The sequence below is a fragment of the Streptomyces sp. NPDC002055 genome (assembly GCF_040296705.1).
Classification (GTDB): Bacteria; Actinomycetota; Actinomycetes; order Streptomycetales; family Streptomycetaceae; genus Streptomyces.
Genome location: NZ_JBEOXS010000107.1, coordinates 1 through 12031 on the forward strand (window position 1 = coordinate 1; position 12031 = coordinate 12031).

Below are 12031 nucleotides of genomic sequence, written 5' to 3' on the forward strand. Positions count from 1 at the left end.
CAGCGCCGATGGTACTGCAGGGGGGACCCTGTGGGAGAGTAGGACGCCGCCGAACAATCATTGAGAAAGCCGGAGTTCCCGGAACCGTTTGGTTCCGGGGACTCCGGCTTTTCTGTGTTTCCGGGCAGTTTTCCGTATTCGGACGCTCACGGCCCCTGCGTGCGAATCGCAGGTCGGACGGCACCGACCAGTCGGCTGCGCGCGGTAAGCCGATCCAGGGACGCTGGACGCGACCTACCGCTCGTGTCGCTTGGTGTCCGCCTTCAGCGGGCGACGACCGCCCCGGGCGAAGGCCGGCACCTCAGTCGGCTGCACGTTTATTGACTGCAGCTCGGGGCGTCGCAGCAGGAAGACCGCCTTTTGCGCAGCGGGGTACTGCGCAGCGGGGTACGAGGCAGCCGGAAGCCGGACTCAACGCAGCCAAATCCGCAGATGAGCAAGCGACGCACACTGGCCCGGCCGCACTGGGTGGTACGGGGTTCCTCGGTCAGAGGCGGCCGGCGGCCTTGAGGGTGAGATAGGCGTCCGCGAGGGCGGCGGGCAGCTCGTCGGGGGTGGCGTCCACGACGCGTACGCCGTGCCGAGCGAGCCGTTCCGCTGTGTGGCGGCGCTCGGACCGGGCATGCGCCCCCGCGGCGGCCTCGTAGACGCCGTCCAGCGAGCCACGCGCTGCTGCCATCTCCTCGATACGAGGATCGGCCACCGAGGCCAGCAGGACCGGGTGGCGGTGCGTGAGCTGAGGGAGGACCGGTAGCAGCCCTTCCTCGACGGGGGCGGCATCGAGGCCGGTGATCAGAACGATGAGGGACCGACGGGGAGCCACCCGGAGCACGGTGGCCACGAGCCCTCGCGCGTCGGTCTCCACCAGCTCCGGTTCGAGGGGCGCCAGGACGTTGACCAGAGCCGGTAGCAGGTCGCCGGCCGCGCGTCCCTGGAGCGACGCCCGGATGCGCCGGTCGTAGGCGAGCAGATCGACGCGGTCGCCCGCCCGTGTGGCCAGGGTGGCCAGCAGCAGCGCCGCGTCCATGGCGGCGTCCAGTCGCGGCGCGTCGCCCACTCGCCCCGCCGAGGTCCGTCCGGTGTCGAGGACGAGCAGGATGCGCCGGTCACGTTCGGGTCGCCAGGTGCGGACGGCGACGGAGGACCGACGGGCTGTGGCGCGCCAGTCGATGGACCGGGTGTCGTCGCCGGGGACGTACTCGCGGAGGCTGTCGAACTCGGTGCCCTCGCCGCGGGTGAGGACGCTCGTGCGACCGTCGAGCTCCCGGAGGCGCGCCAGCTTTGACGGCAGGTGCTTGCGGCTGGTGAAGGGGGGCAGCACGCGAACTGTCCACGGGATCCGGTGGTACCCCTGTCGTGCGGCCAGCCCCAGCGGGCCGAAGGAGCGGATGGTCACCCGCTCGGACGCCTGGTCCCCGCGCCTGCTGGGCAGGAGAACCGTGGTCACCCGGCTCCGCTCGCCGGGTGGGATGCTCAGCCGGTGCCGGGAGGCTGTGCCGTCGGCTGTGCCGGTCTGTCGGCAACTGGGAGGCCAGGCGTCACGCAGCTGGGCCCGCAGCGGCCGAGCCGATGGGTTGGCGGCGGTCAGATGCACCTGGGCCTGTTCACCGAGTCGAACTGATGTATCACCGGTTCGGGTGAACTGGAGCGTTCGTACTGGCGCGGCGAGTGCGAGGTCGCACAGGATTGCCAATGCCAGCAGGGAGTTGAAGGCGACGATGCCGGTCCAGTTGGGGAGCAGAAGACCGGTGAGAAGGGCGCCGACGGCGGCGATCAGGGCAGTGCGTCCGGTGAGGGCCATGGATCCGCTTCCGTCGGTCAGCGGGGCACGGGGACGTTGGCGAGGACCGCGGTGATCACGGAGTCCGCGGTGACGCCTTCCATCTCGGCTTCCGGTCGCAGTTGGATCCGGTGGCGGAGTGTGGGGAGAGCGAGAGCCTTCACATCGTCAGGGATGACGTAGTCGCGACCGGTGAGCCACGCCCATGCGCGTGAGGTGGCCAGCAGGGCCGTGGCCCCGCGAGGGGACACGCCCAGGGACAGCGAGGGGGATTCACGAGTGGCACGGCAGATATCGACGACATAGCCGGTGATCTCGGGGGACACGGTCGTCCGGGCGACGGCAGTGCGGGCGGCCTCCAGATCGGCAGGCCCCGCCGCGGGGCGCAGGCCCGCCCCTTCGAGGTCACGGGGGCTGAACCCTTCGGCATGCCGGGTGAGTACGTCGATCTCGTCCTGTCGGGACGGGAGCGGCACGGTCAGCTTGAGCAGGAAGCGGTCGAGCTGGGCCTCGGGGAGCGGATAGGTGCCTTCGTACTCGACCGGGTTCTGTGTGGCAGCGACGAGGAAGGGGTCGGGCAGGGGACGGGGTGTGCCGTCGACCGAGACCTGGCGCTCCTCCATGGCTTCGAGGAGGGACGCCTGGGTCTTCGGCGGTGTGCGGTTGATTTCGTCCGCGAGGAGGAGGTTGGTGAAGACGGGCCCCGGCTGGAAGGAGAACTCCGCGGTGCGTGCGTCGTAGACCAGGGAACCGGTGACATCGCTGGGCATGAGGTCGGGTGTGAACTGAACACGCTTGGTGTCGAGTTCGAGCGATGCGGCGAGGGCCCGCACGAGCAGTGTCTTCGCGACTCCGGGGACGCCCTCCAACAGCACGTGGCCGCGGCACAGCAGGGCGACGACCAGCCCGGTCACAGCGGGGTCCTGGCCGACCACGGCCTTGGCGATCTCTGTTCTCAGGGACTCCAGGGCGGAGCGGGCGCTGTCGGCGGTCGGGGCGGTCACGGAGTGCGGTCCCTTTCAGTAGGGGGTGTTGCTTCAGCCGGTGATGGTGCGGAGTGCTGCTCCTGCTCGGTGCCGGACGTGATGCGGCGTTCCAGAGCGTCGAGGTCCTCGGGGAGGCGGACGAGCGCCCGGTCGTCCGGGGGCGGAGGGCCGAAGAGCAGAGCGGCGGCATCCGTCGAGTGGTCGGTCAGATGCCCGGTGACGGCGGGGAGCAGCGCTTCCGGCTCATGAGCCCGGGCGGCCGGGACACCCACGAGCGGGGCGAGCCGGGAGCGTGCCGCGGAGCGGAGGGCATCGGCTGCGCGGTCGCGGGCGTCGGCTTGCCGGTAGAGGCGGGCGCGGCCCTCGGTGGCCTCCGAGGCATGCACGGTGACCGGCAGAGGTTCGGTCACCAGGGGGCCGAGCCGGCGGGCGCGCCAGAGCGCGGCGAGGGCCGCCGCGATGGCGAGCTGGAGGAATGCCCACATCCAGCCCGCTGGGACGAGGTCGAAGAAGCTGCGGTCGTTTCCACCGGCCGCACTGTCTCCAACGGAGGGGAGGTACCAGACGAGATGGGGCTGCGAGCCGAGGAGCTGCAGGGCGAGCGAGGCATTGCCCCGTTCCGCCAGACGGTCGTTGTAGAGGATGTCGGGCGCCCCGAGGAGGACCGTGTCGCTGCCGTTCGCTCCGGGGATCCGGAGCAGGGTCGGCAGTCCGCTGCTGGGGTAGCAGGCGTCGGTGCCCGGGGCGGACGAGTCGTAGCGGATGCCGCCCAGTTCTGCGTCGCCGGCGCGTTCGGCGGCGGCGAACGAACAGTCCGGGGGACGGATCGTCACGTCGGTGCGGGCGGCGGCCCGTACACCGGGGGCGAAGGTGTCGGCAGGGTCGTCACCGGGGGCGAGGAGCACCGTACGGCCGGTCGAGTCGGCGAGGGCGTTGTGCAGCCTGGTCTGCTGACGCCGGGTGAGGCGGTCGGGGTCGCTCACCAGGACGGTGGTGCGGGGGCCCGCTGCGGCCAGAGCCTCTTGGGCGGTGGTCACGACCTGTGTCGTGACGCCCCGTTCGGCGAGGAGCTGGGCGACGGCCCGGCTGCCGAGACGGTCCGCGGAGCGGGGGTCGAGCCGGCCGTGCTGTTCGCCGGAGCGCACTGCGGCGAGCCCGATACCGGCGACGACGAGGACGGTGAGGGCGATCAGCAGGCCGCGGGACCGCGTCCACAGCTGTCGGGCCGTGGGGGAGGCCGCGGTGGAGGGGCCGGTGGTATCGGTCATCCGGTGCCCCCGGTGGGGGCCTCGAGCCGGGGCCTGGTCCGCTGGATCTCGAGATCCAGGCTGCGCACGCGCTGGTATGTCTCCGCGGTGGCGCGGCGGCCGCCGTATGCGACGTCGTCGAAGTCACGGGCTGCGGCGTGGAGGCGTTTCTCGTGGTCGGGCAGGGCCTGTCCGGCCTCGGCGGCTGCTTCGTCGGCGGTCCTGCCGGGGCGCGGCAGGAGCAGAGCGCGTTCCTCCAGGGACCGGACGAGAGCGCGCATGCTCTCCTGGACCGCCTGGTCCCATGCCTGGTCGGCGGCGTGGCGCTCGGCGGCGGCGCGATGGTCGGCCGCCGTGCGGGGCCGCTCGTCGAAGAGCGCGCCGGCATCGGTGGGGGTTCGGCGCAGCGGGCCGAGGCGCAGCCTCAGGGCGACCACGAGGAGGACGACGGCAAGGATGATCACGACCAGGCCCACCGTCCCGCCGGGGGAGGCCCCGGACGCGGCGGAGAGCAGGTCGTCCAGCCGGTCCCAGAACCAGTCCAGGGCTCGCTGGAACAGGCCTGGCTCGTGCTCCTGGTACCTGGGGTCGGAGAGTTCCCGCTCGGCTGCTTCCCGGGCGGGGGCGCGCGGGATCGTCACTGGTACCTCGTCGTCTCCGCGGCCGTTCAGCAGTCGGGCCGCGGTTGTGCCCCCCGTCGCGATCACCGCATCAGCCCCCCGGCGTGGCGTTGTGCGCCTGGGGAGCCGGGGGCTGTTGCTGAGGACCGTTCTCGGGAGTTCCGGCGGCGCGGATCAGCTCCAGGTCGAGAGCCTCACGCCGGATGCGTTGGTCCATGTAGAGGAGGGCCGTGACTCCGGCGCTGATCGGGAAGGTGATGGTCGAGCTGATCACCGAGCCGATGCCGACGACGATCAGGAAGGTCCAGCTGGTCGTGGTGTTCTCACCGGTCAGCCAGTCCATGGCGCCCTCGCCGCCGGCGATCATGGCGATGATGCTGGTGACGATCTCGATGGCGGCCCCGACACAGAAGATCAGAACCAGGGTGAGCAGCTGGATGCCGAAGATGCGCCACCAGGCACCGCGGACGAGCTTCGCGGAGCGGCGCATCGAGGCGATCACCCCTTGCCGCTCGAGGATCAGAGCGGGGGCGGCGAGGCTGTAGCGGATCCAGATCCAGACCGCTGCCGCGAGGGCCGCGAAGGCGCCGAGCACGATGAACGCGGCGGCGGCAGTCCGGCTTCCGCTGACGGCGAGGATGAGACCGGGTGCCATCGCCACGGTCGCCACGGCGGCGACGAGCAGGGGCAGCAGGAAGAGCAGGCCGAAGAGCCGGGGCAGCTGGCCGCGGGCGCTGCGCCAGGCGTCGCCGGTGGACACGGACCGCCCGAGGACGGCGCGGCTGACGACCATGGTGAGCATCGCGGTGGCGATGATCGTGCCGAGCACGCTGATCAGCCAGGTGACGCCACTGCCGGCGAGGGTGCCGCCGACGGCGTCCAGCGTCTCGTCGAACGTCGGGTTCGGGTTCTTCTCCAGCCCCTGGAGGCTGCCCGAGCCGCGGAACCACAGGCCGGTCGTCAGCGTGGACGCGGTCTGCGTCACGACGGCGACGACCAGGGAGATGCCGAGGACGGTCCGCCAGTGCGCTCGCATGGTGGAGACCGCGCCGTCGAGGATCTCGCCGACACCGAGCGGACGCAGCGGGATGATGCCGGGCTTGGCCGCGGCGGGCGGCTGGGCCCAGCCGGAGTTCCAGCCGGGTTGCGGGCCCCCGTGGCCCGGGCTGCCCCAGCCGGGAGCGCCGCCGGTGCCCGGCGCGGTGCCGGGCGGGGCGGGCGCGGTCCACTGGCCGGGGGGCGGTTGCTGCTGGGACCAGTTCACCGGAGGTGCGCCGCGGTCCTCGGGAGCCGATGGGCCCTGACCCTCTGCGTCGGGCCGGTCGCCGGAGCCGCCCCGGGCCGGCTCGTCGGAGGGGGAGGATCCGGGCGAAGCCCAGCCCGGAGAGTCGTTCATCATCGCTCCTTCACGGTGCCCGTCCGCGGTCTCGACTGGGCTCACGCGTCAGGGGGATGCCCCCTGGGTCGAGCACAGCAACGGCCGGTTCGCTGCCATCGTGCCACGGTGCCCCGGAGTTCGTACCGTGCCCTGTACCCGGCGTGCACCTTCAAATACCCCTGCCGGACGGGGCAGACTGGGCGGATGGCTGATCAGGACGCGGTACCTCCCGTAGTTGCTGCACCACCCGCTGTTCCCGCTCTGCGCTGGGACGAGCCGCCCGAGGGGCCCGTCGTGGTGCTCCTCGACCAGACGCGGCTTCCCGCAGAGGAGGTCGAGCTCGTCTGCACCGATGTGCCGGCGCTGGTGGAGGCGATACGGACGCTCGCCGTGCGCGGAGCCCCACTGCTCGGCATCGCCGGGGCGTACGGAGTGGCGCTGGCCGCGGTGCGCGGCTACGACGTGGACGAGGCGGCGGAGCTGCTGGCCCACGCCCGCCCGACGGCGGTCAACCTGAGCTACGGGGTGCGCCGGGCCGCACAGGCCCACCGGAGAGCTCTCGAGGAGGGCCGGGACCGCGACGGAGCTGCCGCGGCGGTGCTAGCCGAGGCCCGGGCCCTCCACCGGGAGGACGCCGAGGCGAGCGAGCGGATGGCGGAGCACGGGCTGGCGCTGCTCAAGGAGCTGGTGCCGGGCGGCGGGCACCGCCTCCTCACGCACTGCAACACGGGTGCACTGGTGTCGGGCGGCAACGGCACCGCGTTCGCGGTGGCGCGGGCCGCTCACCGGGCCGGTGAGCTGCGGCGGCTGTGGGTCGACGAGACCCGGCCGCTGCTGCAGGGCGCCCGGCTGACCGCCTACGAGGCGGCGCGCAGCGGGATGGCGTACACCCTGCTCACGGACAATGCCGCAGGTTCGCTGCTGGCCGCCGGTGAGGTGGATGCCGTGCTCATCGGCGCCGACCGGATCGCGGCGGACGGCTCCGTCGCGAACAAGGTGGGCAGCTATCCGCTCGCCGTGCTGGCCCGCTACCACCATGTGCCGTTCATCGTGGTCGCCCCGATCACCACGGTGGACCTCGGCACCCCGGACGGGACGGCGATAGAGGTGGAGCAGCGACCCGGTCATGAAGTGACGGAGATCACACCTCCGGGTGCTTCAGGGGCGGTCTCGGAGGCAGGCAACGGGATACCGGTGGCGCCGCTCGGGACGACGGCGTACAACCCCGCATTCGACGTCACGCCACCGGAGTTGGTGACCGCGATCGTCACGGAGCGCGGGGTGGTTTCCCCGGTTGCAGAAGCAGGGCTCGCCGAGCTGTGCGCCAGGTCACGCCAGGTAACGATTAGCTAATGGGATGATGTCGATTATGAAAGGACGCGTCCTTGTCGTCGACGACGACACCGCACTGGCAGAGATGCTCGGCATCGTGCTGCGCGGCGAAGGCTTTGAACCGTCGTTCGTATCCGACGGGGACAAGGCACTTGCCGCCTTCCGCGAGGCCAAGCCGGACCTGGTGCTGCTCGATCTGATGCTGCCCGGCAGGGACGGCATCGAGGTCTGCCGGCTCATCCGGGCCGAGTCCGGCGTGCCGATCGTCATGCTGACCGCGAAGAGCGACACGGTCGACGTCGTGGTCGGACTGGAGTCCGGCGCGGACGACTACATCGTCAAGCCGTTCAAGCCCAAGGAGCTCGTCGCACGGATCCGGGCACGGCTGCGCCGTTCCGAGGAGCCGGCGCCGGAGCAGCTCGCCATCGGGGACCTGGTGATCGATGTCGCCGGACACTCGGTGAAGCGGAACGGCCAGTCGATCGCGCTGACGCCGCTGGAGTTCGATCTTCTGGTGGCGCTGGCCCGGAAGCCGTGGCAGGTCTTCACCCGCGAGGTGCTGCTGGAGCAGGTCTGGGGGTACCGGCACGCGGCGGACACCCGGCTGGTCAATGTGCATGTGCAGCGGCTGCGCTCGAAGGTCGAGAAGGACCCCGAGCGGCCGGAGATCGTGGTGACCGTGCGCGGTGTCGGCTACAAGGCCGGACCGGGCTGACATGTCCGGGAACGGCGCCGCTCCGGAGTCCGGAGTTCCGGGGACCGGGTCCCCGGAGGACGTGCGTGAGGGGCGGCCCGTCCCCCCGGTGGGCCGGATTTCCGTGTTCGAACGCTTCTGGCAGGGCGGCAATCTGCTGCAGGACGGTGCGCCGGGCGGCCCGGTGCACCCGGTGCTGCGGCTCCTGGTGCGCTGGGTCCGCAGGCCGCTGCTGCCGGCGGTGCGGCTGTGGCGGCGCAACATCCAGCTGCGCGTCGTCGCCACGACCCTGCTGATGTCACTCGGCGTGGTGCTGCTGCTCGGCGTGGTCGTCATCGGCCAGGTCCGCAACGGGCTTCAGGACGCCAAGCAGGGAGCGGCGCAGAGCCAGGCCGCGGGCGGATTCAACGTGGCCCGGGAGAAGGCCGACACCGACGGGCGCGGCCAGAACGGCGGACCGGTCGGCAGCCGGGCGGCGCAGAACTCCAGCGAGTGGCTGACCGATCTCGTGCAGCAGCTCGGCAGTGGCGGGCAGGGCGTGTACACGGTGATGGCGCTCAGCTCCGACACCGAGCAGCCGTTCGTGGACGACAGCCGGGGCACCCGGGCCCCGCGGGCGTCCGGCGTGGTGGACCCGGAGCGGAGTGTGCCGGAGGAGCTGCGGCGCTCCCTCGACGCGAAGCCCGGTACCTACGAGCAGCACACCCGCATCTTCCGTGGCGCCGGTGACGGCGGAGAGCCCGCACTGGCCATCGGCAAGCAGCTGAACGACGTCAACGGCCACCCGTACCAGCTGTACTACCTCTTCCCGTTCACCCAGGAGGAGAAGTCCCTGAGCCTGGTGAAGGGGACGCTCGCCACCGCCGGGGTCTTCGTGGTGGTGCTGCTCGGGGCCATCGCCTGGCTGGTGGTGCGGCAGGTCGTCACCCCCGTACGGATGGCGGCCGGGATCTCCGAGCGGCTCGCGGCGGGCCGGCTGCAGGAGCGGATGAAGGTCACCGGGGAGGACGACATCGCCCGGCTCGGCGAGGCCTTCAACAAGATGGCGCAGAACCTCCAGATCAAGATCCAGCAGCTGGAGGAGCTGTCCCGGATGCAGCGCCGCTTCGTCTCCGACGTCTCGCACGAGCTGCGGACACCGCTGACGACGGTGCGCATGGCCGCGGATGTCATCCATGAGGTGCGGGACGACTTCGACCCGGCGACGAAGCGGTCCGCGGAACTGCTGCGCGGCCAGCTCGACCGGTTCGAGTCGCTGCTCGCGGACCTGCTGGAGATCAGCCGGTTCGATGCCGGAGCGGCCGCGCTGGAGGCGGCCCCGGTGGACCTGCGGGACATCGTCCAGCGCGTCATCGAAGGGGCCGAGCCACTCGCCGAGCGCAAGGGCGGCCGGATCGTGGTGCGCGGCGACGAGCAGCCCGTCATGGTCGAGGCGGACGCCCGGCGTGTGGAGCGGGTGGTGCGCAACCTGGTCGTCAACGCGGTCGAGCACGGTGAGGGCCGTGACGTGGTGGTGTGGCTCGGCGCGGCCGGAGGCGCCGTGGCGGTCGCGGTGCGGGACTACGGCGTGGGGCTGAAGCCCGGTGAGGCGACCCGGGTCTTCAACCGCTTCTGGCGGGCGGACCCGGCGCGGGCGCGCACCACCGGAGGCACCGGTCTCGGACTCTCGATCGCGGTCGAGGACGCCCGGTTGCACGGTGGATGGCTGCAGGCGTGGGGTGAGCCCGGTGGCGGTTCGCAGTTCCGGCTGACCCTGCCCCGTACGGCGGGTGACGCGCTGCGCGGCTCGCCGATTCCGCTGGAACCGGAGGACTCCCGGCGCAACCGCGGGCTGAACGACGCGGGTCTGCCGAACGGCGGCCCGGCGCGGACGCCCCCCGTCCCCTCCCAGCCGCGGACCCCGGCCCCCACCGCCGATCCGGCCGCCCTGCCCGGGAACGGCGCACGGGTGGTGCCGCGCGGAGGGGGCGCACCGGACGGATCCGCGCCGCCGGGTGGCGCGCAGCGACAGATGCGGCAGGACAACCGACCCGAGCGGGAGGACGGGCCTCGTGGGCTCTGAGCGGCACACCAACCGTCGATGGCGCCCGCTGCGGGCCGTCGCTCTGCTCGGCTGCGGAGCTCTGGTGGCAACGGGCTGCGCCTCCATGCCGGACAGCGGTGAGGTCCACCGGGTCGACGCCTCGCAGCGAGCGGACGCCGACGCGCAGGTGCGCGTGTTCGGCGTGCCGCCCCGGTCGGGCGAGCAGCCGAACGACATCGTCAAGGGCTTCCTCGAGGCGACGACGAGTGACGAGGTGGACTTCAAGACCGCGCGCCTCTACCTCACCGAGGAGGCGTCGAAGAACTGGAAGCCCTTCTCCAGGACCACGGTGCTCCAGGACGGGCCGATCCCGCGTACGGACGTGCCCGCCGGTGAGCAGACCGCCCGGGGTGAGGGCGCGACGGCCGAGCTGTCCGGCAAGCAGGTCGCCACGGTCGACCAGAAGCAGGCGTACGCCCCGGGCGGGGGCGCCTACCGGACGACGGTCCACCTCACGAAGGTGGGCGGCGAATGGCGCATCGACGTCCCGCCGGACGGCCTGGTGCTGGGCAAGGCGGACTTCGAGCGGATCTACCGGTCGGTCAACAAGTACTACTTCGCGCGGACCGATCCGGACGAGAAGGCGGCAGGAGCGCAGAAGGAGGTGCTGGTCGCCGATCCGGTGTATCTGCGCCGCCGGATAGACCCGCTGACCTCGACGGTGAAGGCGCTGCTCCAGGGCCCCACGCAGTGGCTGAGCCGGGTCGTCGGCACCACGTTCCCGCGCGGCACGGCGGTGGTGGACGACACGCTGTCCCTGGATGATTCGAACGGTCTGCGGGTCCGGCTGAACGACCGGGCGGCGCGGGTCGCGGCGCCGCAGTGCGACCGGATGGCCGCGCAGCTGCTGTACACCGTCCAGGACCAGGCGTCGGCGAAGATCAGCAGAGTGACACTGGCCCGCAAGGACGGCAGCGAGCTGTGCGTGCTGAAGCCGGGCGAGGCCGCCGCCTACGCACCGGCGGGTCTGAGGACCCACTCCGAGCACCAGTACTTCGTCGACTCCGAGCACCGAGTGGCCAGCCTGTCCGACGGGAGTGACGAGCCGAGCCGGGTGGAGGGACCGTTCGGGGACGGTTCGGTCCAGCTGGGGGCGGTGGGCGTCGACCGCAGCGAGCGGTTCGCGGCGGGGGTCTCCCTGGACGGCCGGTCGCTGTACGTGGCACCCATGAGCTCGGGGGCCGAGCAGGGCGAGGCGAGGCTGCGCAGCTCGGCCAAGCGCGAGCGGGACGCCCTGACGGCACCCAGCTGGGACGGGAACGGCAATCTGTGGGTCGCCGACCGCGACCCGGACCGCCCGCGCCTGCTGCGGCTGTCCGCCGGGACCGGGAAGCCCGAGGAAGTGGAGGTGCCGGCGCTCGGCGACGGACGGATCGAGGGCCTGCGGGTCTCCTCGGACGGGGTGCGCATCGCCCTGCTGGTCACCCGGGACGGGCACACCTCGCTGGAACTGGGGCGGGTCGAGCGGACCGAGACCCGCGGGGGCGAGGTGTCGCTCCTGGTGAGAGATCTGCGTTCGGTGGCACCGCAGCTGCAGCATGTGAAGGCCGCGTCGTGGGCCGGCAGCAGCCGGCTCGTCGTGGTCGGCACGGAGGCCGGAGGTGTCCAGCAGCTGCAGTACGTGGAGACCGACGGTTCGTCCTCCAACACTCCGACACTGCCCGGCATCAACGACGTCCGGGCCGTCGCGGCCTCCGAGGACAAGAACAAGCCGCTCATGGCCCATTCGAGTGACGGGATCGTCCGGCTGCCGCTGGATGCCAACTGGAAGTTGGTCACCCGGAAGGGGTCCGCGCCGGTCTATCCGGGTTGACAGGCGTCCCTGTGCGCCCGGCCAGTTGGTCGCACATCGTCCAGTGCGTCGTGGCGCGGTGCCCGTCCAGCAGGCCGGCCTCGGCGAGCAGAAAGGCG

General features: G+C 71.9%; 9 protein-coding genes. 4 read left to right on the top strand and 5 right to left on the bottom strand.

Annotated elements, in window-relative coordinates; genetic code table 11:
* Nucleotides 1–487: 487 nt before the first annotated feature.
* The 5 genes from ABT112_RS34020 to ABT112_RS34040 are packed head-to-tail and all read right to left on the bottom strand — an operon-like array spanning nucleotide 488 to nucleotide 6029.
* Nucleotides 488–1801: a DUF58 domain-containing protein gene (locus ABT112_RS34020; protein ID WP_351515677.1), complete on the bottom strand. Its 1314-nt coding sequence runs from the start codon at nucleotides 1799–1801 to the stop codon at nucleotides 488–490.
* A 17-nt stretch (nucleotides 1802–1818) separates the two neighbouring features.
* Nucleotides 1819–2784, bottom strand: a complete 966-nt coding sequence (locus ABT112_RS34025; RefSeq protein WP_351515678.1) for an AAA family ATPase — start codon at nucleotides 2782–2784, stop codon at nucleotides 1819–1821.
* Nucleotides 2781–4034 (bottom strand): DUF4350 domain-containing protein, encoded by a 1254-nt coding sequence (locus ABT112_RS34030; RefSeq protein ID WP_351515679.1) that lies wholly within the window; start codon nucleotides 4032–4034, stop codon nucleotides 2781–2783. The genes ABT112_RS34025 and ABT112_RS34030 overlap by 4 nt, the downstream gene beginning before the upstream one ends.
* Nucleotides 4031–4717 carry a DUF4129 domain-containing protein gene (locus ABT112_RS34035; RefSeq protein ID WP_351515685.1) on the bottom strand — a complete coding sequence of 229 codons (687 nt, stop codon included), beginning with the start codon at nucleotides 4715–4717 and terminating at the stop codon, nucleotides 4031–4033. The genes ABT112_RS34030 and ABT112_RS34035 overlap by 4 nt, the downstream gene beginning before the upstream one ends.
* Nucleotides 4718–4724: 7 nt before the next feature.
* The gene (locus ABT112_RS34040; protein WP_351515680.1) at nucleotides 4725–6029 is read right to left on the bottom strand and encodes a DUF7847 domain-containing protein; all 1305 of its coding nucleotides are present in this window, start codon (nucleotides 6027–6029) and stop codon (nucleotides 4725–4727) included.
* A gap of 186 nt (nucleotides 6030–6215) precedes the next feature.
* Between ABT112_RS34040 and mtnA the strand changes: the two genes are divergently transcribed.
* The 4 genes from mtnA to ABT112_RS34060 are packed head-to-tail and all read left to right on the top strand — an operon-like array spanning nucleotide 6216 to nucleotide 11933.
* Nucleotides 6216–7364 carry an S-methyl-5-thioribose-1-phosphate isomerase gene (mtnA, locus tag ABT112_RS34045; RefSeq protein WP_351515681.1) on the top strand — a complete coding sequence of 383 codons (1149 nt, stop codon included), beginning with the start codon at nucleotides 6216–6218 and terminating at the stop codon, nucleotides 7362–7364.
* A gap of 4 nt (nucleotides 7365–7368) precedes the next feature.
* The gene (gene mtrA / locus ABT112_RS34050; protein ID WP_351515682.1) at nucleotides 7369–8058 is read left to right on the top strand and encodes a two-component system response regulator MtrA; all 690 of its coding nucleotides are present in this window, start codon (nucleotides 7369–7371) and stop codon (nucleotides 8056–8058) included.
* 1 nt (nucleotide 8059) lies between these two features.
* On the top strand, nucleotides 8060–10099 hold the full coding sequence (gene mtrB, locus ABT112_RS34055; protein ID WP_351515683.1) for an MtrAB system histidine kinase MtrB: 2040 nt from the start codon (nucleotides 8060–8062) through the stop codon (nucleotides 10097–10099).
* Nucleotides 10089–11933, top strand: a complete 1845-nt coding sequence (locus ABT112_RS34060; RefSeq protein WP_351515684.1) for an LpqB family beta-propeller domain-containing protein — start codon at nucleotides 10089–10091, stop codon at nucleotides 11931–11933. The genes mtrB and ABT112_RS34060 overlap by 11 nt, the downstream gene beginning before the upstream one ends.
* Nucleotides 11934–12031 lie beyond the last annotated feature (98 nt).